Here is a 26467-nt window from a genome sequence, read left to right on the forward strand (position 1 = left end):
TAGTGGGCCACAAGCCCGCTCCTTTTTGCCGCCCTTCGGGGCGGTTTTTTTTCGGTTCTTCGCGGAATGTCGGGGGGAGAGGTCTGTTCACACTGGATTGGCAATGTTGCGCGAGCGCCGTTGTCTGAAACCAAGCCTGCGGATGTTGCCCTCTCTCCCGCCCCCGCTCTGCGCCCCAGCGGGATCGCTTCGCGCTCAGTCGTTCATCGGCACCGGAAGCGATGATTTCGAAAGCGTGCCTCTTTACCCCTGAAGAAGAGAGGGGTGACTCGCGCCGGGGAGTCCACGCAGTCCTGGATTCCTGTACGGACCTGAAATGACGCAATGAAGGTGACGCCGCGCGAACTGCTCCGTCAGGGCGGGCGAGCGGAATGGATCGTCCCTCGCGCCGTACTCCCGGAGCGACGATGCTGGGCGGGGACGCCGAGTTCGGAGGCAGGGGCCAGCCCTTTGGTTCCTTTTTAGAGGACGGGGGGCCATCCGTCGATTGAGAAAGGGACTCGCCCGGACAGGCGAAACAGACACCCGCAGGCCACGCGGGAATGAGCCAGGCGCCAATGCCTGATACCGGACTACCGTTCCGTTGCCGAGCTCTGGAGCAGGGCTAATTTCGTCTGATGAATATTAATAATAACGTGTGTTGTGTTAAATTTATCCGGGATTACCGTTCAGCAAAACACCACAGGCTTCAGAGGTTCGTGCCATGAAAGGCTCTATCGATTTTCAGCGCCGCACGCACAGAACTCCAGGAGTGCGTGCGTCGCTCAGTACTGCTCGTGCTTGAGCAAGGAGACCCGAGATGAAGCTACTCAAGACATTCCTGTTCTGCGGTTATACCTGCAGCCTGGCTATGGCACTGACGGGGTGTCAGGAAGAAATACAAACGACAGAGGCGCCGCGTCCCGTCCGCACGGTCATCGCGAAGTCTGTCTCAATCGGCGATGAGGTCGCCCAGACGGGCGAGATCCAGGCGAATGTCGAAACCAACCTCGGCTTCCGCATCGACGGCCGCGTCGCGACCCGTGCCGCGGAGATCGGCATGAGTGTCGTCAAGGGGCAGGTTCTGGCGACACTCGATCCGAACGACGTCCAGAACGAAGTGCTGACCGCCGAGGCCGAGGTGAAGAGTGCCGAGGCGGCGGAGGGATTGGCGAGGTCGGAGCTCGATCGGCAGCGCACCCTCTTCGCGAAGCAGTTCGTCGCGCGTGCGCGGGTCGAGGAAGCCGAGGCCAACTGGCGCGCCGCCAACGCCAAGCTCAAGGTCGCCAGAACGGGACTGCAGACCGCCCGCAACAAGCTGACCTACACAGAGCTCCGTGCGCCCGACGACGCCATCGTCAGCGCGGTACTGGTCAATGCCGGGCAGGTCGTCGATGCTGGCCAGCCGGCGATCAAGCTGTCTTCCACCCATGAACGCGATGCCGTCTTCAACGTGTCCGAGCGGATCTACACCAGTGTGCCCTCCGACGTGCAAGTCGAAGTGGCGCTCCTCTCCGATCCCTCGGTCAAGGTGATCGGCCGGGTCCGCGATGCGAGTCCAACCGCGGACCCGGCGACCCGCACCTACCGCGTCCGTATCGCGCTACCCGACGCCCCCGTTACCATGGCGCTGGGCGCCACGGTAAGTGGACGCCTGATCCTGCCCGGTAAGTCGCTCATCATCCTGCCGTCCTCGGCCTTGACGAGCGAGGCTGGCAACGCTGCAGTGTTCGTGGTCCAGCCCACCAGCCAGGAGCTTGTCCGCAAACCGGTGGTGGTGGCGCGCTACACGGCGACGCAAGCGCTGGTCGAGTCCGGGCTCAGCGAAGGCGATGCCGTGGTCACCGCGGGTGTGAGCAAACTCAGGCCCGGCCAGAAAGTCACCTACGATGTCGGCGAGGTGGCCAAATGAGTTCGAACAAGGCAGGTCCGGAAGGGCAGGGCGGCTTCAATCTCTCGGCCTGGTCGATCGCTCAAAAGCCGCTGATCTTCTTCCTCATGCTGATCACGCTGCTCGGCGGCGCGATGAGTTATTCGAAACTGAGCCGCAACGAAGACCCGGCCTTCACCATCAAGACCATGGTGGTGGCCGCTCGCTGGCCCGGCGCGAACATCGACGACACGACGAAGCTGCTGACCGATCGCCTGGAGAAGAAGCTCGAAGAGATCCCCTGGCTCGACCGGCTCGACAGCTACACGCGCCCGGGCGAGACGGTGATCATGGTGAACCTGCGCGACGATGCGCCGGCAGACATCGTCCCCGACGCCTGGTACCAGGTGCGCAAGAAGATGGCCGATATCGCCGCGACCCTCCCCAGCGGGGTCCAGGGTCCGTTCTTCGACGACGAGTTCGGCGACACCTATGGCCAGATCTACGGGTTCACGGCCGAGGGATTCTCGGATCGGGAGTTGCGCGACTACCTCGAGGGCGTGCGTGCGGAATTGCTGCGCATCCCGAGCATCGGCAAGGTGCAGCTCCTGGGCGTGCAGGAGGAACAGATCGCCGTCGAATTCTCCCCCAGCCTGCTGGCCGCCTTCGGGCTGGACGAGCAGGCGGTGCTGAGGGCCCTGAGCGCTCAGAACGCTGTCAGCCCCGCCGGAACAGTGCGCCTGGCGGACGACAAGATCGCTCTGCGCGTGAGCGGCAGCTTCGTCTCCGAGGAGAGCCTACGGACCATGACGCTGCGGGCGAACGACCGGTTCGTGCCGCTGACTGAGCTGGCTACTATCCGGCGTATCCCGGCCGACCCGCCATCGCCGCAGTTCCGCGTCAACGGCGAGAAGGCGCTCGGCGTCGCCATCTCCATGGCCTCCGGCGGCAACCTGCTCGAATTCGGACAAGCGGTGCGGGACCGCATGGACGAGGTGAGGAGGGCGTTGCCCCACGGCATCGAGATGCTCCAGGTCGCCGATCAATCTACCGTTGTCAAGCAGGCCGTGAGCGGTTTCCTGAAGGTGCTGGCCGAAGCGATTGCGATCGTGCTCGCTGTCTCGTTCCTCTCGCTCGGCGTCCGCGCCGGCCTCGTCGTCAGCATCTCGATTCCCTTCGTCCTGGCTCTGACCTTCATCGGCATGGAGCTGACTGGCATTGGCCTGCAGCGCATCTCGCTCGGTGCGCTGATCATCGCCCTTGGCCTGCTCGTCGACGACGCGATGATCACTGTCGAGGCGATGATTGGAAAGTTGGAGGAGGGCTGGAGCCTCAAGCGAGCGGCGAGCTTCGCCTACGACTCGACTGCCTTTCCAATGCTGACGGGCACGCTGGTGATGATCGCCGGCTTCATCCCGGTCGGATTCGCCGCTTCGAGCGCGGGTGAATACTGCTATTCGATGTTCATGGTGGTATTGATCTCGCTGTCCGCATCCTGGGTGGTCGCCGTCCTTTTCTCGCCCTTGCTCGGCACCTTGCTCCTGCCGAAATCCTTACCGAATCATGGCCATGGCAACGGCCGGATCATGGGGCTCTACCAGCGTGCCTTGTCCTGGGCCCTGGGACATCGCGCGATCACGCTTGCCGCGGCTGGCGTCGCCTTCGCGCTGTCGCTTGTCGCCTCGGGCCAGCTCGAACAGCAGTTCTTCCCGCCCTCCGACCGGCCGGAGCTCCTGGTCAGCCTGACGCTGCCGCAGAACGCGTCGCTGGAGGCGACGGAGCGGGAGGCGCTGAAGCTCGAGAAGCTGCTCAAGGAAGACCCCGGTGTCGATCTGTTCTCGACCTATGTCGGTTCCGGTGCGATCCGCTTCTACCTCCCTATGGAGGTGCTACTGCAGAACGACAATGTGACCCAGGCGGTGGTGGTGACCAAGGGCATCAAGGAGCGTGACGCACTGCAGGTCAAGCTCGCCGGGCTGTTCAAGACGGAGTTCCCAGGGCTCATCGCGCGGGCGACACCTCTCGAGCTCGGCCCGCCGGTTGGCTGGCCCCTCAAGTACCGCGTCACGGGGCCCGACCAGAGCAAGGTGCGCGACCTGGCCGGACAGCTCGCCAACCTGCTCTCGACCAACACGGATACCCGCGAGGTGCATCTGCTGTCGGGCGAGCCGCAACGGAGCGTCATCGTCGCCATCGACCAGACGCAGGCACGGGCGCTGGGGCTTTCCTCCGAGGAGATCGCCAGTGCCATGGCGTCGATCTTCTCTGGCACGACCGTGACCACCGTGCGCGACCAGGATCGTCTCGTTGACGTGATCGTTCGCGCGCAAATCGGTGAGCGCACGAACCTCGCGACCCTGGCCAACCTGCAGATCCGCTCGGCCCAGGGGCTTGCCGTCCCGCTGTCGCAGATTGCCAGGCTCAGCTACGGCGTCGAGGATCCGATCATCTGGCGGAGGCAGCGTCTCCCGCTGGTCACCGTTCAGGGCGACGTTCGTGAGGGCGTCGAGGCGGCGACCGTCGTGCAGGCGCTCGCGCCCGCCGTCGCGCAATTTGCCGCCGGCCTGCCCAAGGGCTACAAGGTCGAAACCGGCGGCGCCGTCGAGGAAGCCGCGAAGGGGAGCGCCTCGCTGGCCGCCGTATTGCCGGTGACCGCTCTCGTGATGTGCGTGCTGCTGATGCTGCAGCTGCGCAGTTTCTCGCGGATGTTCCTCGCCCTGGCGATGGCACCGTTCGGCCTGATCGGAGTGGTCCTGGCCATGCTGCCGACCGGAACACCCATGGGCTTCGTGGCGCAGCTCGGCGTCATCGCCTTGGTCGGCATGATTGTCCGCAACGCCATCATCCTCATCGAGGAAGTGGACATCAATGTCGGCGCGGGCCGGTCGCCACGCGAGGCCATCGTGCACGCCGCGACGCACCGGGCACGCCCCATCGTGCTGACGGCCTGCGCGGCGATCCTCGGCATGATTCCCATCGCGCCGCAGATCTTCTGGGGGCCGATGGCCTTCGCGGTGATCGGCGGGCTCGCCATCGCGACGGTCGTGACCCTGACGGTCCTCCCTTGCGCCATTTCCCTCCTGCTGCAATGGGAGACAGGTCGGTGCAGTCGGCTAGAGCCCGAGCCCTTGCAACATACATAATCGGGCATCAGTTTCGGCACAGTGTTCAGACATGATTGGCAGGTCTCACTGTGCTGCATCTGATAACCCTGACCCAGAAATGCTTTAGGCATCAGCTTTGGGAGGATCCAGTTGAAAAGTCGGCACCGTCCCGGCTTCCTCGCGCGGAGCCGAAAAACCGATTGATGCGTTGCTACGGGAAATCTGGAGTAGTCAACCCTGTTGCTCTGTCTACGGCACGTTGCCGTGACTTTGCCAGGGCTTGGGAAACCGGCGATGTCGGTCTCGCCGCGCTCGGACCAATCTACGGAGTCGAGCACTGGCGTAGGTTGGTGCGGGCGGCGTTACGCTGGAGCGATGCGTTCATCCAAGCCGATAGACGTCTTGCTCGTCCACCTGCACCCGCCCGTCGGCCAGAAGTTCGACCAGGTGCTGCGAAATCGTGCGGGTCTCGGCGTCCACGACCCATGCCGCCTCGAACCCCGGCGGATAAAGCATCCGCCGCTCTACCAACTGCCCCAGCGTCTTCGGTGATTCACGCAACCATGCCAGAAGCCGCTGCTCGCGCTCATCGAGCACTGCCGTGTAGGCGGCCAGGTCCCGCAGGAATCGCGCTCTCTCCGTGTAGACGCCGCGATGGTGGGAGGTGACCCAGACCTTGGCCGGAATTTCCGGCAACCGAGCCAGGCTGCGGCGGAAGTCACGAAGGTTCGAGCAGGCATCGCCGTAGTACGGGCCGAAGCCGGTCAGGTCGATATCGCCGATGAAGGCAATGCCCTCCGGTTCGACCAGCAGAACCGAGTGGCCAGCGGTATGGCCAGGCATGTGGAATGCCCGGATCGTCGACTGGCCGACATTCCAGGACATGCCGTCCTCGTAACCCTGTGCGTCGGGTCGTGGTGCATAGAAAAAATCTCGCTGGAACTTGTCCAGCGTCTGCGAGATCTGGAGCTCGTCCGTCATGCCAAAGGCTGCAGCCATGCCGCTCCAGCTACGTGCTGCCTGCAAGTCGGCTTCTGGCACGTACACCCATGCGTCTGGAAGGCGGTGCAATCCGGCCATATGGTCTTCGTGCACGTGGCCCATGACCACCAGTTCAGTGGCGTCGAACTCGGGGCCGATGTAGTTCGAAACGATGGGCGTGTCGAAGGCCGCACGCGTGTCCGAGCCACGGATGAGCACCTGGTTACCGTCGGGATATTTGCCGCTCTTCTCGCCGAAGAAGACAGAGACACGGCCGAAATCGAGACGTTGGATGCCTTCCCGCAAAGCGGAATGGGTTGCTGCAGGAACCATGGCGAATTTCTTCCTGAACTGGCAATTCTTTTGTGAAGCCCCATGCGGGGATGCGATGGGACGGCGGCCTTACACTACGCCAGTCCCATCGACAACAGGTCCGGTCAATGGTCTGCGCTACCCAATGCGCGAGCAATGTCACAGGCAGCCTTGGCGCCAGTCTCGATGGCACCCTCGATACCTCCGACACCTATCGCCGCGATGTCCCCGCCTGCGAAATGGATTCGGCCGTGGGGCCTTCGCATCTGTGGAACCACCTGGGTCAGGTTGCCAGGCCGGTGATGAACCCATCCGCCTTGTGAGAAGGGATCGCTTGCCCAGTCATGCCAAGCGGTTTCCAGCACTTCGATATCCGGGACGAAGACCCGCAGTGCGCGTTGCACGGCCTCAGGGTCATTGCCATCGAGTGCCGACGCATCCGAGCAGAAGCACACCACTAGCGTGTCGCCATTGTGGCGCCATTCGGCCCGGGCGGTACTGATGGGATGCTTGCCGACCGGGGCGTGGGCGAGAAAGGCCTCGATCTCGCCCTTGACCCTCGCCCAGATCTTGCTGGGCATGATCGGGTGTTTCTGCTCGATCATGGCACGCACAGGTTGAGCAAGCGGCGGTTCGATGGAGACGTCGTCCAGGGTGTTGAGAGGGAGTGCCACGACGGCATGCCGCGCCTGGATACGCTGCCCGTCACGGGTGGTCACTATGACTTGGTCCCCGTTGTCCTCGACCGCAGTCACCGGCGTGCTCAGGAGGAGCTCGGCCTTCGAGTCGGCGGCCATCGCGTTGAGCAGTCGTCCGGTTCCACCGTCGATCGGCCAGTGCCCGGCCACTTCCATGAAGGCTTTCCAGTCGCCGAAATAGATCGCGCTCCAGAGCAGGAACTGGGCAAGCCCCTGTTCGCTCTCGGAGCCGATTAGCGTCGCCATTACGTTGACCAGGAGATCACGGTCATAGGCGGAAAGGTTCATCGAGTCGATCCGGTCGCCGATAGTTTGCTGGTCAACCGCGCTAACGTTGCACGCTTCGATGCGGTCCACCCGTGGAAAGTGCGCACGTGCATCGGCGAAGCACCGGGTGATGAGCGGGTCGGTCAATCGGGTGAGTTCAGCGGGGGTTCCGCAGTGCACCTCGCCATCGGCCAGCCAGTAGGCTTTGGCAATCGACAGGGGTGTCACCAGGCCGATACCGTAGCGCGTGAGTTCACGCCAGACATGCGCCTGGGTCCAGTGTACGTAAGTGCCGCCCAGCTCCAGCGGGCGGCCGAATGCTTCACCCAGATGGGTGCGTCCGCCGATGCGCTCGCGTGCTTCGAGCAGCACCACCGAGTGGCCTGCGATGCTCAGGTCGCGGGCCGCGGTCACACCGGCAAAACCGGCACCGATCACGGCGACGTCGTACAGATCTGTCATGTGAGTTTCTCTAGGTGGAGAGGAGATGAGGGGCGAGCACCGCTCAGGCGGTGCGCACTTTGCGATTGAGGCGTTCGTCCATGCGGTTGGCCGCGGCAAATGCCCCGTTGACGGCACACCAGCGCAGCGGCTCGGGCAATGTCGATGGCGTTTCGTGGTGCATCAGCATCGTCAGCAGTGGGTTCTCGATGCCTCCAATTCGCTCGGCGAGCATGTGTCCGACTAGACCCTGGGTGCCGAGACCATGACCGGAACATCCTGCGGCGTAGTAGATGTTCCGATTGGCCCCGGTTGTGCCGATGACGGGCAACGTATCGTTGGCAAAACTGATGTAGCCGCTCCAGCAGCTCCTGATGGGGATGCCCTTCAAGGTCGGGAAGCGTTCATGCAAAGCAGCCCTCAGCGCGTGGTAGTGACGGTGCTCAGGCTCACTCGGTGTCTTTGAACCGTAGGCGTAGCGCAGCCGCTTGGTGGTCGACACGAGCGTATTGCGGGCCGTCAGGCGGTGACTTTCCATGGTCCAGTGCGCGGTCGTTATGCCTTCGCGCCCTGGCCAGCCCAGTGCCGCCAATTGCACCGACGAAAGAGGTTCTGTCTCGATTGCGGAGACCCGCAACGGCACCACCTTGTTGGCGAGCAGACCGAGCTGCGGCGTATAGGCGTTGGTGGCGAAGATCAGCAGCGGTGCGCTCGCGCTACCGCGCGGAGTGTCCACCTTGATGACCGGACCTTCGGTGTATGACAGCAGTGGCGTGTTCTCGTGGAGTTTCACGCCCGCCCGAATCGCCGCACGCCGCAGTCCCAGGACGTACTTGCCTGGATTGAGCGTGCCGCCGCGTGGCACGTAGCTACCGAACAGGAACGCTGGAGGGATGCCGCGCGCGCGCATATCGGCCTGATCCAGAAACTCCGAAGCGCAGCCGAGCTCGGCGCCGATCTGCATGTTTTCGCGCAACCGCCTTTCCTGGGAGGGGTCGATGCCTGCACGGATCAACCCCGACTGAAGGTAGTCGCAGTCGATCTCGTACTCTTTGAACTTCGCTTCGGCGAAAGCGACGCCTTCCTCGTAGAATTGGACGACCTGTCTCGCTTTTTCGGTGCCGATCTTCTTGAGGAAGAACTCGTATCCGAGCCCTTGCCCGCCAGCCAGATAGCCCGCGTTGCGACCGCTCGCGCCGAAGCCGGCGAACTCACGTTCGAGGACGACCACGCGGGCGCCTTGCCTGGCCAGCTCCAGGGCTGCGCAAAGCCCGGCCAGCCCAGCGCCAACGATCACCACATCCGCGGTGACGTTGCCCACGAGATCCGGCTGCAGGTCCCTCGGCTTCTCTTCCCATCCGCCGAGGGTTCGATACTTGTCATCGAGTCGGGTCATCATTCTGCCTCTTTTGAATGTTTCAGCGTGTACGCTTTGCCTGGCCACACTGCCCAGGCCACGGTCACGCTGGCGAGCGCGGCCTCAGGCAGCGCAGCGACGTACAGATCGGTCATGAAAGTTTCCCTCTTGAGACAGGCAGGTGGGGGGCCAGTGTTCTGCTTGCTCCAGAGCCCGGCTGCGAACCGTTGATAGCGCCGAGCTCCTGGCCAGTGACCAGGTCGAGTGAACGCTTCGTGGTACGAGGCCCATAGAGGACGACGGGGATGGCGAAGATGATGTAGCAGGCCGCTGCGGTGAGCATCACGCTCTCGATCCCCCCGGCGGAGAAGAGCGTTGCGCCCAGGACACCGGAGGCGGCCCCGCCGAACCGGCCGCCGGACATCACGATCCCGCTGCCCAGGGCACGCAATTGGGTGGGAATGGTTTCTGGGATATAGGTGTAGTAGGCGTTGACGACGAGCCCGGTAATGATGGCAGTAGCCCCGCCTGCGATTATGACCACCGAGCTGTTGGTCGAGAGACCGAGCAGCACGAGCGGTATCGCGCTGAGGATGGAGGTGGCGAGGATGGTTGTCTTGCGCTCGAACCGGTCCAGGAACAGGTAGGTGAGGAACGGTGTGACGCAATAGACCAAGTTCCAGACGAACATGGTCTGGTATGCATCGCCCTCGGAGTATTGGAGGCCATGGATGAGTGCGTAGACACCCCAGTTCGCAAACAGGTAGTAGGCCAGGCTCGAGCCGAAATAGCCCAGGGTGACGACGGCCATGGTGCGCAGCACTGCCTTGTTTCTCAGGAGCTGCGGTAGTGAAGGCTCCTTGATCCTTTCCAGGTTCACTACCTGTGGTTCGCTCAGCGGGCCGTTGCGCAAGGCTCGTGCTTCCAGCTTGCGGACGATCTTCTCGGCGCTGTCGATCTGCCCTCGCGAGATATACCAGCGGACCGATTCCGGCAGGACGAAACGCACAATGGGAGCGATCAGCAGACCGACACTGCCTGCGATGAGCAGGTAGCGCCAGGCATTGGGGCCCCCATGGGGTAGAACAAACATGGCGAGTGCCGCCGCCCCCACTCCGGAGACCACGAACCCCAGTGTCACGATGGACACGAAGCGGCCACGTGACTTGCTCGGAAACATCTCTGCGATATAGACAAGCAGGACCGATGTGGCCGCTTGTACGCCGATACCCGTAACCACGCGGGAGATCAGCATGATCTCGAAGTTCGGTGCGAACGCTGTCGCCAGTGCTCCCAAGGAGTAGAGGACAGTGGACCAGACGAGGACCGAACGGCGTCCCCACTTGTCCGAGAGCCTTCCTCCCACCAGCGCTCCGATGACCATTCCCACGAAGAAGGCGCTGCTGATGACGCCGATCTGCTCCAGGCTCAGGTTGGTGTGCGTTTTGATGGTCGGTATCGAGTAGGCGAAGATGGCGTTGTCGTAGTACTCCAGCATAAGGTTGGCCGCGAGTAACAGAGCCCAGACATAGTGAGTGGCCATTACCGGCAGGCGGTCCAGGCGCGCCGTCAGGTTCAGCGGGTATTCGGGGGGGACGGATTGCTCCGGGCCGTCAAAGCGATTCATGTTCGTCTCCATCAGCGTTTTGTATTTGTTCTGTTGTCTTCTTGATGAAGCTGCACTGACGCGCGCGGACGTTGAGGCGCCAGCAATGGCGTCAGTGCGTAAAAGCGTTACTCAGCGGCTGCCTCATAGGGCAGCATCAGTCGGTACCGCTGCCGGCCACCGCGACGACGCGGATTTCTATCAGGAACTCGGGGCGGGCGAGCTGGCTGACGCCGATACCTGTCCACGAGGGAAATCGCTCGGGGATGAACTCATCCTTGACCTTGATGAATTCCTGGATGTCGCCCCGGAGATCGGTATGGAAAGTCATCAGCTCGACTATGTCGGCCATGCTGGCGCCCGCAGCTTCGAGGACGCTTTTCACGTTGTCGAACGCCAGCCTGGCCTGGGCCTCCATCCCTTCACCCACGGCCTGCGTGAGCCGATCGACTCCCACCTGGCCGGAGGCCCAGATCAGATCACCGACACGGGTCGCTTGTGAGAAGTGAAGCCGGTCGTAGAGTTCCTGGGTGTGTGGCGGGTTGATCATCTGTCGATTCATGGTCGAGATACTCCTTGCGATGTTCAGTCAGATGATCTGGCGGAAGATGGGCGAGCGGAACGGTTCGCCCTCGTTGAGCTTGGCCATCTCTTCGGAGAAAAGGACGCCGTTGCGTGCGTATTTCGGGTTCGATGTCGGCAGGCAGCGGAACCTGGCGTCGTCACCGAAGAAGCGCAGCACCAGCGTGTGGCGGTCCGGGCAGTCGGCATCGACGGCGGCCCCCCCGTGTAGCGAGTGTGGGTGAAGCAAGACGACATCACCCGGCGTGATCGGCCACGAAAGCACGTCCCAGGCGTTGGGGTCTTCTGCGAGGTCTTTGTCGATGTGCGGCAGGCGGGGCAGAGAGCCGTCACCGTAGAGCGGGTCAGTCGGATCCTCTGCATTGGCGAAGCTGGCCCCGTCGTACTGGATGCCGCGGTGTGAACCACGCACGATCTCCAGGGAGTTCTTCTTGGGGATCTTGTGGAAGGTGATCCAGGCATTGCCCCAGTGCTCCCCGGCCCAGGGCAGGTTCGCGGTGTCCTGGTGCCACGGTCCGCGACCGCTCTTGCCTCCTTCCTTGGCGAACACTTCCTCGGCGAAGTACCAGACATGCTCCGAGCCCCAGAGCTCCTGGAACAGCTTGCCGAACGGGAGCGACATCACCAGGTCATCGTACTTGTCCTTGACGGCCGGGTTGGCGTTGTCGATGTGGGTCTGCAGCTTGGTCCCGTCGAGCGCCTGGAACTTGTACGGCCCCGGGTTGGCGACATTCCACTTGAACGCCTCGTAGCACTGCGCCAGTTCCGTTTGGTCGAGGCAGTTCTCGATGAGGACGGCGCCGTCGTTGCGAAAGGCTTCGCGAATCGATTGATCGATGAGCATGAGGTGTCTCCTTCTATTTATTTGTCGGGGTGGAGCCAGACTCCCAGACATGACCTGGCGAGGTGAATGCCTCCAAGTGGGTATTTGCCATTACCCCCCCGCAGTGCCGGTCTGGGGGGCATCACGCTGGCGCCGGCCGGGGGCCGTCGTTCTTTCCGGCTTCGGAGAGGCGTAGTAGTACGGAAGGAGGATGTTCAGGCCGTCAGTCGGGTGCGCTGTGATGGAGCATCTTTCTGAGCCGTGTCGACGCCCTTGGGCGACGGCGTGCGACAGCCCGTGATAAGCGAGTTGGGGTAGTTGGCCAGGGCGTCCGCGACGCGGTTGCCCGACACGATGGCCGAGCTCAGGCGTGTCGGCGAAGTCGATTCCGTTGGGTCAGAGCAGAAGCCCAAGGGCTTTCGCACGGGCCGTCGCCATCGTCCGACTGCTGACTTTCAGCTTTGAATTGATGTGCTTGGCATGGGTTTTGACGGTGTAAGGGGAGAGCGAGAGGATTTTTGCGATCTCGAAGTTGGAGTAGCCCTTGGCGATCAGGCTGAGTACTGCCAACTCGCGCCGGCTCAGCAGCTCGATCTCCGGCGCTGGGGCCGTCTGCAAGTCTGCGACCGGCCCCGCTTGCAGGCTGGACCCCATGGCTTCCAGATGGGTTCCCATGAGCAGGTTGTGTTGGCCTTGGCTTATGGCCATGGCGGCAGCCGAGGCCAGGAGCCGTTCTGCCTTGTGCAGATCCCCCCTCAGACGGACAACTTCAGCCAAGGCATGCTGGGCCTGGCAGACGATGATATTGAAAGCATTGCCCTCGGCGCGTTGCAGCAGTTGGTCGAGCAGCGTGTTGGCCTCGCCGAAGGAACCCCGGGAGCACAGCACTTCTGCTTGAAGGAAACCCGCCAGGGCGTAAAGGTCGGGGTAGGCACTGGGCGGTGTGAGGGCATGCTCACCTTCGTACTGCTCACGTACGCGGGAGAGCAATCGGGATGCCGATTCGTAGTGATTGGCCTTCATCCAGATCCTGGCGGTGCACAGGTCGAGGACGCCTCTGTAAATCACTTCGGCAACGTTCCAGGAGTGCATCAGTCGTTGCGCATCCGCTAGTCGCTGTTGTGCAGTTGCGAAGTCGCCATTGTTGGCATCGAGCTGCGCAAGTATCGCCGGGGCGTGGCAAGCCACCGGATTACGGCTTGCACAGGAGAGCAACAGACCTTCTTCCAAGGCCTCGCGAGCCTGCCGCTCTTGTCCCGTCAGGATCAGGAGCCAGCCGCGCCGGATCAACGCCGCACCTTGCAGGAGTGCCGAGTCCGGGCCCTGGACCAATAGTTGATCGAATTGGTCCAGGGCCTGCAGGGCCCGAGGCAGATTGCCGGCCAGTTCCTCGATCAGCACTTCGTCCAGTATCAGCAGGCACTCGAACAGCGTTTCTCCCTTGCGGCGGGAAAGCTCGATACCTTGGTGTTGAAGGCGCTTGGCCGTCACGACGTCACCCATGGTCAGGCTGGCACGCGTCAGGCATGAGAAGCAGAGAATCATCTGCGCCCAGCGCTCATTTCTCGCGAGGCGGTCTAGAGCTCGGCATCCAATTCTCTGCGCCTCCTGCGCGTGCCCCTGATGCAGAGCCAGCTCGGCGCTCAGGGCAAGGTGCAGGTCGAAGTCTTGCTCTGCGATGAGCTGGATGGTGCGCTCGGCCTGTTCCAGGCGTCCCCCTAGCAGCAGGGCCCTGGAAACGACTTCCAGAGCTTGCGGGTTCTGCTCGATCCAGGCGATGCCGAGCTGATCGATACCTTCCAGGAGGTAGTTCAGGTTCTGCCCGATGAGCAGCTCCCGTGTGGCGATCTGGCCCATTGAGACCAGCGCGCGTGAGGCGTCCGGGATGGCCAGCGCGTAGCGGAAGGCTTCGACGTGGGCGCCGGCCAGGTGCAGCCATTGGCTAGCGGCGAGCAAGGGAGGGGCCTGGTCGGGATAGCGCTCTTGCAGAAGTCGCTTGAGCGGTGCGAACAGAGTGAAGTGGTCCGTGGAGCCCGGCAGACGACGCAGGAAAACCTGCTCGCTACGCAGCTTGCGCAAGGCCATGGGATCATCGGCCAGGAATGCGCAGAGCGGGCCGTCGACGAATGGCGCATGGGCGATGACGCGCAGAAGAGAGAGCATCTCCTTCGGCAGGTGCTCCAGGACTTCGCTGTCAAGATAATCCTCTACCAGTGAATTGCGATGCAGCAGGCCGAAGGGCCTGTCGACTCCCGACCGCAGAGACAACAGGTGCAGACTGATGCCTGCTATCCATCCGTCGCTCTGTCGCTGTAGTTCCACTGCGGAGATACGTCGGCTCAGCTTCAGCTGAGAGAGCAGCAGCTTTATCTCGGCTTCGGTCAGCGCCAGTTCCTCTGCACCCAGCAGGGTGAGTTCGTCGGCCAACAGCCACCTGCCGACTCTCCAGGAGGGAAGTCGACGTGTGCAGACCAGCCACTGGAGTGTGGTTGGGCAGTGCTCGAACAGGTGCTCGAGCCATTTGTCCGTGGTTTTCTCCGGGCAGTAGCCATCCAGCACGACGAGGCCCTGTTGTCGGTGCTTCAGTACTTCTTCCACCGATGGCGACAGTTCATCGAGGTCCAGGGCCTCGGCGAACTGGGCACGGAGATTCTCAAGGCCTTTCTCAACACTGTGCAGGTCGAGCCACACCACTGGGCAATGAGGCAGACGTGCAGCGAACTGTCGGGCCAGTTCGCTCTTGCCGAACCCCGCCGGAGCGCAAAGCAGGCGAATGCGTCGACCAGAATCCAGGTTCTCCAATAGGCGAGGGCGCACAAGCAGGCCGGGCGCCTTCGATACTTCATCAGGATGGGTCATGTTTTCTGCTCGCCTGATTCCTGGTTGAGTGGCTGTGAGAGAGTCCTGATGACAGCATTCATACCACCATCCCGGCACGTGCTTCAGGAGAAACGCGCCGAGTGGCAATGCTTCCACTCGTCATTCATCTGGGGTTGCTTGATCCTGAGTTCCGTCCAGGGCGTTCCGCCCCGGACGGATAAAGTCTCAACGGACCCCGCTCTTGCGCAGCGCCGAAGGCGTGAAGTCGCTCATTCTTGCCGTGAACCCATACTCCATGCTGCGATCTTCCTCGTTCTTCATGCCCAGCGCGACATAGCGTCCGGCCAGCAGGTCGTACAGCACTTCGAGCGTGTAGCCCATGTGCTGTTGGTTGAAGTAGTGCTTGGCATGGCCTTCGCCGACACGCCAGAGCTGGCCACGACCGTCGTAGTGCTCGGACAAGGCAATTTGCCAGCTATCTTCGTCCACGTAGAACACGCGCTTGGCGTAGATGTTGCGCTGTCCTTCGCGCAGGGTGGCCTCGACCACCCAGACCCGGTGCAGCTCATAACGGGTCAAGTCCTGGTTGATGTGCCCAGGCTTGATGACTTCGTCATACCTGAGCGCAGGCGAGTCCAGCTCGTAGCTGTTGTAGGGGATGTACATCTCGCGCTTGCCCAGAAGCCTCCAGTCATAGCGATCCATCGCGCCGTTGAACATGTCGTGGTTATCGGTGGTGCGCAGTCCATCGGAGGCGGTGCCTGGCCCGTCGTAAGCGACCTGGGGCGCGCGTCTTACGCGGCGCTGACCGGCGTTGTAGACCCAGGCCAGGCGCGGCTCCTTCACCTGGTCCAGAGTCTCATGGACGAGCAACACGTTGCCGGCCATGCGCGCGGGGGACGTGACCGTTTGCTTGAACAACTGCAGCAGATTGCGCGCGCGCTGCGGGTCGATGCCCTCCGCCAGGGCCGGTTCGACGACCTCTTCCTCGAGGTGAACCATGGTGTACTGGCCGTTTACCTGGGGGGTGGCCTGGGTGATCCAGCGTCGGAAATTGCCACCTAGGTAGCGGGTCTGGTGGTTCCAGATCACCTCCGTACCAGTCCTGGGCTGCGGGAAGGGATAGTGGCCAGTCGTGAAGTTCTCGATGCTTAGACCATCGGCGCCGAGTCGGACGACCTTGGCATTGGTCTCAGCGGCATCGTACATGCGTTGTGGCAGAGCCAGGGTGCGGTGGCTCGGGTAGACCGGCAAGCGGTAGGTTTGCGGATAGCGACGCAGCATTGCCAGTTGGCCTTCGCTAAGGTTCTTGCGGTATTTCTCGGCGCTTTCCGCAGTGATGACGAACAGTGGCTTTTCCCCGGTGAACGGGTTTGCCTGGAAGCCCCTGTCATTGATACTCGCCGCATCGGTCGGCAATCCGCCGGTCCAGGCCGGGATAGTGCCCTCCTGATTGCCGATCTTTTCAGCCCCCAGAGGCGTGAGGCCGATAAGGTCGGCAGCGCCTGCAGAGGCGGTCGACAGGGCTATGGCCAGGACGTACGCGGGCGACCAAAAGTGCTTTTTCATGGCGTTATCCTTGAATTAGAAGCTGGCGCTGAAACTGACAGCGACGTAGTCACGATCGGTGTTGGGGTTGTATCGCCCGTCGAAGAAATCGACGTAGGAGAGCGAAGCGCCATAACGGTTCAGGTAGTTGGCGTTAAGCGCCAGGTACGCCGACTTGGAACCCTCATTGAAGTTGGGGCCGTAACCGTCGACATCATGGGACCAGGCAATCTCGGGAATGAGGTTGATGCCGGCGAAGACGTTGCTGTACTCAAGGCTGGCGGCCAGGCGATAGCCCCATGAGCTGCTGCTGAAGTAACCGTGCCCGTTGCAGAAGCGCGGATTGTCGGGGTTGAGCACGGTCTCGCACACGCCAGGCGTTGCGACCTCACCGTAGCCATAGATGGAGTCGCGGCCGAAGCGCAGCTCACCCGGACCACTCTTCAGGCCGTTGATTCGGTTGTAGGCCACCTCGCCCGCGAGAGCGAGGCGTTGCGCACCTGCGACCTGCTCGATCAAGTGGACAGCACCGAGTTGGAATTGAGTGACCGGCATGCGCTTGTAGCCGGCCAGGTCGGCGCCGGGGGTGAGGGGGCCGTCCTGTATCACCTCCGGGCTCGTTGGGCCGAGAATCGAGTCCAGACCGAGGGCTGCGAAGGTCAGGTCGGTGCTATTGAGCGCCAGAGGCATGTTCGGCCGATAACTGATCTCGCCGGTAACCGCAGTGGCGCCCAGGGTGGTCTGGAAGCTCAGACCATACAGGCGCATATCTTCGGGGTACTCGATGAAGTAACCGGTGTTGGGCGTGTTACCTATCAGGTTGGGATCGAAGGCCGGGTCGGACGGGTCCAGTACCGCGCTGTTGACCAGGCTGTATACCGGCAATCTGCTGTGCAGATTCATGGCATAGATGCCGATCTCGCTGTCGTTCAGCTGCGGGACGAACCAACGCAGGGCCACCCCGTACTGGCCGGTGTCACTGGCGTCGCGGTCTTTAAGGCGTGGCAGGAATATGGCGTTAGCGGGATCGAAATCGCTGCCGAAGATCAGGTTCCTATCGTTGCAACCATCGGCGGCGACGTCAGTACTGGAGTAAAAGGTGCCGCAGTTGTCGATGACCGTCTTGGCCCACTCCAGCTGGTAGAAAGCCTCCATAGATAAGCTGTCGCTCAGGTCCTGGGCAACATAGAACATGTTGACAGGGATCAGCCCTTCCTTGATCTCCGCACCTGGGCGGCGGAAGGCCGCGACGTCGACAGGGTTGATCTGATTGACGCCACGAATGAACAGGTTCTCCCCCCAGCTGACCACCTGCTTGCCAAGGCGCACCGTGCCAGCCAGGTCATTGATCTCGTAGCCGGTATAGACGAAGGCGTCGAGGAACTCTGCACCGGAAGCCTTGGCGCTGCGTGCACGGCCGTGGTCGTCAATGTCGTAGAGGTGCTGGTGGCCATCCTTCAGTTCGAAGTCGTACCAGTACTTGCCGCGGACGAAAAGGCCGGAATCACCGTACTTCAGTTCGAGGTCGTGGACGCCCTTGAAGATGCTGGAGATCACCTCGTGCTTCTTGAAGTTCAGTCGGCCATCATCGGCCGTGGTCGTAGATGATGTGCCGCCGTTGGCAACGCCAATGAAGTCCTTATCCGGATCGCGCGTCGCCCAACTGGTGCCGACGGACAGCGAACTGTCGAAACTCCCCTGAATCTCCCCGATGTCGAAGTTCACGGCCTGGGCCTGGGAGGCCAGGAACAGTGTAACGAGGGGCAGCAGTACGGGTTGCCGCCAGCTATTTGTTGTTCTTGTCGTCATAGCGTTTCCTGTGAAGTGGTGCCGTTTGGCGGCATCAGACTCACAGACAGGGCTCGACGAGGTGAATGCCTCTTAATGGGTATTCGCCAATACCCCCAGTGTCGCGTCATACCGCTGATGCGGCGCCCCGGCCTTACACTTCGCGCTCGCTCATAGGGTGCGCTGCGTGCACCAAGCCATGCCGATGGACGCTCAGTGCAATTTTGGAGGAGGTACGGCGGTGGTGGTGAGCGTCCTTGCCCACCTTGGCTGGCAGCGGATTACCTGGCGGTCGATTTCGGCGCCAGGCTGGAGAGGTAGTGGACCGTGGCCTTGAGTTCGTCTTCCGAGAGCAAGCCGGCCATGGCGTTCATGGCCTGGGTAGGGTCTTGGCGCTGCCCCTGCTTGAAGGCCTGCAACTGGTCGAGAAGATAGCCTTCGCCCTGTCCGGCGATGCGTGGGCCGAGGGGACCGCCGGAGAGGTTTTCTCCGTGGCAGGCAATGCATCCTCTGGCGGCGACAACGGCTTTCCCCTGTTTCGCCAGTGCTGCATCCTGGCCCGGTGCCTCCGTGGTTTCCGGCGTCTGCCTGGAGAAGTAGTCCGCCAGGGACTTGATCTGGGCATCGGTCAGGCTCGCGGCCAGCGGCCCCATCTGCGCGCTGTGACGGCGACCCTGGGCGAAGGCGTGCAGCTGGGACTCGATATAGGGCGCTGGCTGGCCGGCCAGGGCCGCGTACTGCCCGTCACGGGGCTGTCCCTTGACGCCGTGGCAGAGCGCGCAGGAATCCTGAATCTGCGGCCAGGGCCCTCCGTTGGCCTCGTAGTCGCTGTAGTAGCCATCCAGGGCATCCATGAATCGATAGCCCGTCAGCAACTCCGGACCCAGCAGGGTGGCTGCCGCCGCGAGGCCAGCCGTGATCACCGTGGTGCCGATAAGAAAGGGTCGTTTCATTGCGAAGCTCCCAGGCCCTGGACAAGTGATTGGAGCGCTTGGAGGACGGCCAGGCGTCCGGAGCGAAGGGTTCCGAAGATCGAGAAGCGTTGGGCGCTCCAGGGTTCATGGCCTAGGTTGGTGGCCAGGGCCATCAGCGCCGCCGCCGCGATGGCTACCCCAAGTACGGTGGCACGTTTCATCAGGCGCTCCTCCGTGCCTTGGCAAGCGCTTGCAGGGCTTCCAGTGCCGCCCTGTGTCCCGAGCGCACCGCGCCGTCCATTGAGCTGGCCCAGATGTCGGCGGTTTCGGTACCCGACCAGATCAGGCGACCCACCGCGGGTTTCAGGTAATGGCCCCATTTCGTCAGGAAACCGGGGGGGATGGACGCGACGCAGGTCAGGGTCCAGGGGTCTACCTTGCCCCAGTCGTAGTCGTGGAACTGCTTGGGATGCAGCGCTTCGTCACCCAGGGCCTGGGCGAAGATGCCCGAGAGAATGCTCCCTGCTCGCTTGGCGTCATGGGGCAGTTGGGCGGTTCTGACAAAGGTGGCGAGTACGCCGACGCGTCCGTCTGGCGGTGAGTTGTCGTAGGAGAGAATCACCGGACCATCGGCCTGGGTGATCTGCCCGTTGAGTCCCTTTTCGCGCCAGAACGGCCGGTCGTAGACATGCACGGTCTTGCGCATCGGCGCATGGGACGGCCAGAGGCGTTGCAGTTGTGCGCGGCCCTCGGGCAGCGCGGGTTCGAAGGCGATCTGATTGCACAGCGCCGGGTGCAGCGCGGCGATAACCTGGCGTGCACGGATCAGGCCCCGGTCGGTATGGATCTCGACGATATCGCGATCCCAGCCGACGATCTTGCGCACGGGGCTGGACAGCCGCACCTTGTCGCCCAGGGCCTCCCGCATCCGGGTGCACAGGACCTGGGAGCCACCGACGAAGCGGGTTTCCTGGGCGCCGCCCTTGAAGCCTTCGAGCTTCTCCATGCTGCTGTCGGCGGAGTTGATCAGCGAGAGATAGTGCAGCAGCGAAAGGTTGGAGGGCGGCGTTCCCGTGGTGAGGCCGATGGAGGCGTCGAAGCTCAACCGCCCTTCATTGTCGATGCCCTGCTGGTCCAGCCACTGGCCGACCGACAGCTTGTCGATGGCGGCTGCGTCTGTCGCGGTCCAGGGTTCCCTGCTAGGGACTCGCCGCGCCAGTTCATCGAGCTTCATGACGACCGGGGCGTGGCTATTCTGGCCGCTGGATAGGTCCTGCTCATACTTGGCGCCACCCACCAGGTAGACGTTCCTGCCCTGGTAGTAGGTGGGGAAGGTATCGACTTCCAGCTCGCGGGCTAGGTCGAAGATGGCGGTCTGGCCCGGGCCGATCCATTGCCCGCCGGCCTCGGAGATGACGCCGTCGCCCAGGTCGTGGTTGTAGGTGCGCCCGCCCACGCGGTCCCGGGCCTCCAGTACCACGAAGGACTCGCAGCCAGCGCGCTGCAGATCCCGTGCGGCGGTCAGGCCGGCCAACCCTCCACCGATGATCGCCACGTCAAGAACATCGTCCTGTCGCGCTGAAGCGTCCTGAGCCATGGACCGGCCGGCCAAGGCCACTCCGCCCACCAGTGTCGCGCTTCCAATCGCCTGCAGGAGCAGGCGCCGCTGGCGCGCCGACAGCGACAGTTCATTGTTGTCTGAATCCATCTTCGCCTCGGTCAACTCTGTTGTTTTAATTTGAATAACTGACGTTATGTAAATTAACTCACAACGAGTCATGTGCAAAGAGAAGAATGGCAGGGCTGTCGCAAAAGCGTTGGGTGTCGCAGGCGGATAGCCGCCGTGGCGGACACCGGGTCTGCCGCGGCGGAGTTTGGGGGAGGGCGGCGTCAGGGCAGGGTGAAGAGCACCTTCACCTTGTCGTTGACGGCGTTTCTGTCGACATAGCCGATGGCGTTCGATTCCTCGGCGACCAGCGCCACCACTGCGGCGTCATCGGCGGCGCTTCGCAGCGGCTGGCCCTTGCCGGTGAACACCAGGCCGGACCAGTAGGACTTGAGCTGCGACTCGTTCTTGCCGGTCACGCTGCCGTAGAACTTCTCCTTGGTCGGGTTCCAGCCTGCCTGGTCGATGCCTTTGAGGCGCGTGTCCTTGCCGAGGAAGATGTTGGCTACATCCGATTGGCTGGGGGCGGCGCTGGTGCCAGCGTTCACCACCACCACCACTTCGGAGTGAGCCTGGGTGGCTGCCAATAGCAGGGCGATGGCCAGCACGGCCTTTGAAAACGGCTGCATGAGGTCACTCCTTAGAACACGAAGTCGATGCCGACGCTGATGATGTCGCCGTCATAGTTGCGCGGGGGGATGCCGGCCGCACCATTGCTGGCAACGAAGCTGGCGTGATCGAAGGTCTCCTGGGCGCTTTCGACGAAGGTGCCGCGATAGCCATTGCCCCGGGTGTCCACCCGCTTGTACTCGCCCTTGAGGATGAGGGTCGGCGCCAGGTTGTAGTTCAGGCCATAGGTCCAGGAGCTCTGGCGGCCATTGTCTTCATCCAGTTGTGCGTAGGTGACGTGGAGCAGCACGTCACCTATGCGACGACCGCCCATCAGGTAGAACGCGTCGATGCTGCCTTCCTGGTCCGCCTCGCTGTTGTTGCTGGTCCATTCGTTGGAGGTGATCCAGGTCCCATTGTCGTACTGGTAACCGATAGAGGTGAACTTGGCCTTCTGTCGTTCCAATTGCTTGAAGCCGACGCTGGCCGGCACACCGCCGGGGACGATGACCGAAGTGGTGATGTCGGCGTCGATGTCGGCCTCGGCGTAGCCCACGCGCAAGGCACCGAAGTCGTTGGTTTCCAGAGTGACGTTGGCGGCGAAGACCTTCTTGTAGTCGATGTCGTAGAGGTCATCCAGGGTGAACAGGTTGCGGCTGACCGCCTGGCCCCCGGCTACCTGGAGCGCCAGGGAACCGATGCCGACCGGCAGGCTGTAGAGAAGGTCGCCGCCTTCGTAGTTGCTCAGCTGGACCTGGCTGTAGACCTCGTCGGGCAGTCGGACCCAGGGGTGGGTGAAGCCCACGTCCAGGGTTTCCGAGTACATGTACACCGGCAGGCGCAAGCGGCCCGCGCGCAGGGTCAGGCCATCGGTGGCGGCCCAGGAGAGGTAGGCCCATTCCAGGTTCGTTTTCCAGGTGTCCTGCTCCGCTTTGGCGGTGGCCTGGACGGTAGCGCCCAGCGTGTCGGTCAGTCCGTACTGGAATTGGGCGCCCAGCTTGGAGAGCTGGTCCCCTCGCCAGGAATCGGTGGTTTGGCCGTTGATGCCATAGCCGCGTCCGCCGTCCTCTCCCCCCAGGTAGGTGAGGCCGGCGCTGCCGAAACCATTGAATCGATATTCGCCCTGTTCCAGGGCGATGGCCGGCGCGCTCGCGATGAGGCCGGCCAGACCGAGTGTTCTAATGCCTTGCATGCTGTTACTGCTCGTGTGGTTGGAAAAGGTCAGATGCGGAACTGGGCCGTGGCGCAGCGCAGCTGCTCACCGGTATCCACGAGTTGTTCGCCCAGGCGCGCGGTGGCGTCGGCCCCCTGGGTCGTGGCTTGGGTGTCCTGCTGCAGGGCTTCGGTGTCCTGCTGGATCGATCGGGAGAGTCCAATCTGCTCCTGAGTGAACTGGGCGATGCCCGCGTTCAGCTCATCGATCAGGAGTACGGCGCGGGTGATCGCCTCCAGGGTCCGCGTGGCCTGGTCGGAGCTTTCGATGCTGGCCCTGGCCTTGGCGCCATTCAGCGTCATTGCCTGCAGGACGCCATTGGCGCTGTTCTGCAGGCGCTGGATGATGGCCTGGATCTCCGCGGTGGACGCGGCGGTCTTCTGTGCGAGGTTGCGCACCTCGTCGGCCACCACGGCGAAGCCGCGTCCCTGCTCGCCGGCGCGCGCCGCCTCGATGGCGGCATTGAGTGCGAGGAGGTTGGTCTGTTCGGCGATGCTGCGGATCACCGTCAGCACGGAGCCGACCTGCTGGGTCTCTTCGTCCAGTTTCTGCATCGCCTGCACTGAACCCAGCACGCTGCTACCGAGGTCGCCGATGCTCGAGGACAGGTTGTCGATGTTCCGTCGCGCCTCGTCCGCCTGGCGGGTGGCGGCGCTGGCCTCTTCGGAGGCTTGCCGCGAGCGCTGCGCCACTTCCTGGATGCTGCCCGCCATGGTGCCGATGTCGCGGCTGATGGAGTCCGTGCGTTCCTGCTGGGAGCGGGCGCTCTCTTCGGCCCCCTGGGTCAGGCGATGCAGCTCCCTCGACATCTGCTCCAGCGGGTCGGCCGTTTCGATGATGGCGCGAATGGTGCCCTGCAGCCGGTCCAGCAGACCGTTGAACAGGTTGATCATCTCGCCGATTTCATCGTCGGACTGGACGTTCACGTGGCGTGTCAGATCTCCGTCGCCGCTGGCGATGGCCCTGAGCGACGCGATGACACCCCGCACGTTGGTCATGACCTGGCGAATCACCATCACGGCGCCGAGGCTCACCAGCAGCAACAACATGAGGCTGAGCAGATAGCCGACGCGCGTGGTCGTGGCATTGTCCTTCCGGACCTGGGTGAGGCCGGTCTGGAAGTCCGTGTAGACATCATTGCGGAAGCGGTCTCCCGCCTCCCTGGCCTGGCTGAGGTCGCTGGCCATGCGGTTCAGGTTCGGTCGAACCTCATCGAAGGAGGCATCTACGAGCAACCGTTCGGTTGTCGCAAGCGCGTTTTCGGCGTAACGCTCTATGGCGTTCGTCCAGTCCCGTAGCTCGTCACTCCTGCCGTTTCGCCCGTCTGTCAACGACTTCAGCTCCGCCAGCCTGGCCTGCACGTCCACCAGCGTGGTGCGGGCCTCTTCGAGGGTTTCCCGTTCGCCGGCGGCGACGGCTCCATTGAGCAGGTCGGGAACGCGAGCGAACTGGAAGATCACCCGATCCGCGCTCTCCAGTGTCGGATAGCTCAGGGTCTCCAATTCCAGCAGGCGGTTGTCGTTGTCGTTCAGCTGCACGGCGGTGTAACCCACGAACAGCAGCAGGCCCAGCAGGGCGACGGTTGGCGGAAGAGAGAGTTTCAGAGTCAGTGGCATGGAGTTGAACATGGGTCTGTCGCTCTTGGTGGAACCTGTGTGAGTCGTGAAAGAACGCCCGGCGCGCCTGGCCGCGGGCGCAGCGGGCCTTGCCGGTTGCCGGTCGTGGAGGTTCCACGGTCGGTACCGGCCCGCTGGCGGGGTGGCAATCTGGGGGCGCGCCGCGCTCTGCGACGCGGCAGTCCGGCGGCGTTTCCGGTGGTCTACATCCGGTCTCGCCCATCCAGCTGTGACCATGCCGTATCGACTGCGCGCTTCTGTGAGTCGCTCAGTCGTTCCAGGAAGAACAGGCGTCGGCGTTCCTCCTGGCTCGGCAGGGCGATGTCCGGCAGTAGTCTCCGGTTTCGCTCGCGGGTCAGGTCGAGGCTGGGCGTGAAGTGCGTAGCCCTGGCGTTGCGTGCGGCGTTGCGCGGGTCCAGCAGGTGGTTGATGAAGCGATAGGCCGCGGCCTTGTTGGGGGCATCGCGCGGAATGGCCAGGCTGTCGATGAACATCAATCCGCCTTCCTGGGGAATCAGGAAGCGGAGTTCGCCATTCTGGTTGGCCAGGGAGGCGATACCGTTCCAGGTGACAGTTGCGCAGATACGGCCCTGGGCCAACTGTTCCACCAGGTCGGCGAAGCCGGACGGGCCCAGGGGAATACCCAGGTCATGGAGTTCTCGCGTGGCCTTCTCGATGCCCCGCGCACTCTGGCTACGCAGGTTCTTGCCCCGGTAGTTGAGGAAGACCGAGAGCATCTGTTCCGGCTCGTTGTGCAGGACGGCGCCGCAGGATTTCAAGCTGTTGGCGTTGGCGGGGTCGAACAGCAGGCCCCAGCTGTTCGTCACCGGTCCCTGCAATGCCCGGGCAGCGGCCTTTTGATGGACGACCAGTCCGGCGATACCCCACATGTAGGGCACGACGAAGCGTTCCGCGCGGTTCTTCGACGACAGCCTGGCCAGCAGTTCACCGCTCACTTCGGCTCGATTCGGCAACAGCTGCAGGTCCAGTTCGAGCAGTTGCTTCGCCTTGATCATGCGTTCGAGCTGGAAGTCGGTGGGGACTATCACGTCGTAACGCTGCCCCGCTGCCAGGTCAGCCTCCAGCTCGGCGGCGGTGGTGAACTGGCTGTAATCGACCCGGATGCCGGTATCCCGCTCGAAGTCGTCAATCACTTCGGGGTCTATGTACTCGGCCCAGTTGTGCACTCTGACGACGTCGCCCGCTGTCACCTGGACCGCGGTGAAAGCCATCCAGAAGCCTGCCAGCAGGCTCGTTCGCAAACGCTTTCCGCGTTTGCCTTGAGACGATGGAGTTACCTTTCTGGACAGCGACAGCGCCATGTTTAACAGGTCCATCCTAGCCCTCACCACTTGGTTGCGGTTTATTTATTATTTCATGTGTTACGCAAAATACAGGAGTTTCGGAATCGTGCAAGGGAAAAAGCGTCAGATACGCGCAGCCGGCACCAGGCGCGGGGCGTGGCGTGGCGTGGCGTGGCGCGTATTCAGGAGGAGTGAGGGGTTAAGTCAAGGAAGGCTTGGGAGGGAAGGGCGACGGGCCCTGCGACGGGCCCGGGAGCGAATGGATTACTGCGCGGATGCCTTGCCTCTGGACGGGCGCTTGGTGGGGGCGGGCGGTGAAATCAGGATGATCAATGCATCGAGCAGGGCCTGGCCGCGTTGCGCGCTGAAGCGTTCAGGCTCGATTGGCAACATCATCAGCCAACCGTCGCTGATGGCGCTGACCTGGTCGGCCAGCAGATCGGCCGCGATATCGTCGCGAATCTTGCCCTTGGCCTGGCCTTCTTCCAGCACTGCGGTGAATACCTGACGGAAGCGTGCGTAACGCTGCTTGATGACGACGGCGAAGGCGGGTTCGTGACGGGCGTGGGTCAGCAGTTGCAACCAGGCCAGCCAATTGTCCGGTTCGTCGGACGTGGTCCAGTCGAGCCATTGCCGGATGAGCGCCCTGATATCAACCTGCTCGCGGTTGGTTTCCAGCAAGGCATCCACCCTGTCGAATAGGTTCTGCGCCACGGCGCTGACCATCTCTTCCTTGTTGGCGAAGTAGTAGGTCACGGCGCCCGTAGTGCAGCCGGCGTGCTGCGCCACCTTGCGCATCGAGGCCCCGGCGTAGCCCTCCTGCGCAATTACCGCGATCGCGGCTGCCAGCAGCTCGGCGCGCTTGGCGTTATGGTCGCCGACAGGCCTGCCCCGACGTGCGACGGGTTCGGACTCGCTGTCACTCGTGCGCTGGGTTTCGGTTCGAGGGCGGGTTTTGGCGTCGGACAT

At 62.9% G+C, this 26467-nt stretch carries 19 protein-coding genes; 2 read left to right on the top strand and 17 right to left on the bottom strand.

All coding sequences use genetic code 11. From position 1 onward, the window contains the following. Positions 1–799: 799 nt before the first annotated feature. Complete coding sequence (locus E8E75_RS28125) at positions 800–1891, top strand: efflux RND transporter periplasmic adaptor subunit (protein WP_179058742.1); 1092 nt, start codon at positions 800–802, stop codon at positions 1889–1891. Then, positions 1888–4992, top strand: coding sequence for an efflux RND transporter permease subunit (locus E8E75_RS28130; protein ID WP_280353321.1), 3105 nt, complete (start codon positions 1888–1890; stop codon positions 4990–4992). Before E8E75_RS28125 ends, E8E75_RS28130 begins: the two co-directional genes overlap by 4 nt. A 342-nt stretch (positions 4993–5334) precedes the next feature. Here E8E75_RS28130 and E8E75_RS28135 read toward each other — a convergent pair whose 3' ends face one another. From E8E75_RS28135 to E8E75_RS28215, 17 genes are all read right to left on the bottom strand, one after another. Beyond that, on the bottom strand, positions 5335–6267 hold the full coding sequence (locus E8E75_RS28135) for an MBL fold metallo-hydrolase (RefSeq protein ID WP_280360007.1): 933 nt from the start codon (positions 6265–6267) through the stop codon (positions 5335–5337). A 104-nt stretch (positions 6268–6371) separates the two neighbouring features. Continuing rightward, positions 6372–7673 (bottom strand): NAD(P)/FAD-dependent oxidoreductase, encoded by a 1302-nt coding sequence (locus tag E8E75_RS28140; protein ID WP_280360008.1) that lies wholly within the window; start codon positions 7671–7673, stop codon positions 6372–6374. A 43-nt stretch (positions 7674–7716) separates the two neighbouring features. Beyond that, positions 7717–9048 (bottom strand): FAD-dependent oxidoreductase, encoded by a 1332-nt coding sequence (locus E8E75_RS28145; RefSeq protein ID WP_280360009.1) that lies wholly within the window; start codon positions 9046–9048, stop codon positions 7717–7719. 112 nt (positions 9049–9160) lie between these two features. Continuing rightward, complete coding sequence (locus E8E75_RS28150; protein ID WP_280353312.1) at positions 9161–10636, bottom strand: MFS transporter; 1476 nt, start codon at positions 10634–10636, stop codon at positions 9161–9163. Between the two features lie 136 nt (positions 10637–10772). Next, positions 10773–11177 (bottom strand): RidA family protein, encoded by a 405-nt coding sequence (locus E8E75_RS28155; RefSeq protein ID WP_179058736.1) that lies wholly within the window; start codon positions 11175–11177, stop codon positions 10773–10775. Between the two features lie 27 nt (positions 11178–11204). Then, positions 11205–12041: a phytanoyl-CoA dioxygenase family protein gene (locus E8E75_RS28160; protein ID WP_028628332.1), complete on the bottom strand. Its 837-nt coding sequence runs from the start codon at positions 12039–12041 to the stop codon at positions 11205–11207. A gap of 375 nt (positions 12042–12416) precedes the next feature. After that, a complete protein-coding gene (locus E8E75_RS28165; protein WP_280353309.1) occupies positions 12417–14879 on the bottom strand; it encodes a LuxR C-terminal-related transcriptional regulator in 2463 nt (820 codons plus the stop codon). 186 nt (positions 14880–15065) lie between these two features. Continuing rightward, complete coding sequence (locus tag E8E75_RS28170) at positions 15066–16409, bottom strand: DUF1329 domain-containing protein (protein ID WP_280353305.1); 1344 nt, start codon at positions 16407–16409, stop codon at positions 15066–15068. Positions 16410–16424: 15 nt separating this feature from the next. After that, a complete protein-coding gene (locus tag E8E75_RS28175; protein WP_280360010.1) occupies positions 16425–18197 on the bottom strand; it encodes a DUF1302 domain-containing protein in 1773 nt (590 codons plus the stop codon). Between the two features lie 260 nt (positions 18198–18457). Next, positions 18458–19129, bottom strand: a complete 672-nt coding sequence (locus E8E75_RS28180) for a c-type cytochrome (RefSeq protein WP_280360011.1) — start codon at positions 19127–19129, stop codon at positions 18458–18460. After that, complete coding sequence (locus E8E75_RS28185; protein ID WP_179058731.1) at positions 19126–19311, bottom strand: hypothetical protein; 186 nt, start codon at positions 19309–19311, stop codon at positions 19126–19128. Before E8E75_RS28185 ends, E8E75_RS28180 begins: the two co-directional genes overlap by 4 nt. Continuing rightward, entirely contained in the window at positions 19311–20798 is a 1488-nt protein-coding gene (locus E8E75_RS28190; RefSeq protein WP_179058730.1) for an FAD-dependent oxidoreductase, read from the bottom strand. Before E8E75_RS28190 ends, E8E75_RS28185 begins: the two co-directional genes overlap by 1 nt. A 182-nt stretch (positions 20799–20980) precedes the next feature. After that, positions 20981–21385 (bottom strand): phosphate ABC transporter substrate-binding protein, encoded by a 405-nt coding sequence (locus tag E8E75_RS28195; protein ID WP_280360012.1) that lies wholly within the window; start codon positions 21383–21385, stop codon positions 20981–20983. 11 nt (positions 21386–21396) lie between these two features. Continuing rightward, complete coding sequence (locus E8E75_RS28200) at positions 21397–22557, bottom strand: porin (RefSeq protein WP_280360013.1); 1161 nt, start codon at positions 22555–22557, stop codon at positions 21397–21399. A gap of 29 nt (positions 22558–22586) precedes the next feature. Beyond that, complete coding sequence (locus E8E75_RS28205; protein WP_280360014.1) at positions 22587–24206, bottom strand: methyl-accepting chemotaxis protein; 1620 nt, start codon at positions 24204–24206, stop codon at positions 22587–22589. Between the two features lie 191 nt (positions 24207–24397). After that, positions 24398–25456 carry an extracellular solute-binding protein gene (locus E8E75_RS28210; RefSeq protein WP_280353287.1) on the bottom strand — a complete coding sequence of 353 codons (1059 nt, stop codon included), beginning with the start codon at positions 25454–25456 and terminating at the stop codon, positions 24398–24400. Positions 25457–25762: 306 nt separating this feature from the next. Further along, positions 25763–26467, bottom strand: coding sequence for a TetR/AcrR family transcriptional regulator (locus tag E8E75_RS28215; RefSeq protein WP_280353285.1), 705 nt, complete (start codon positions 26465–26467; stop codon positions 25763–25765).

This window comes from Pseudomonas sp. BN606, assembly GCF_029873115.1.
Lineage (GTDB): Bacteria > Pseudomonadota > Gammaproteobacteria > Pseudomonadales > Pseudomonadaceae > Metapseudomonas.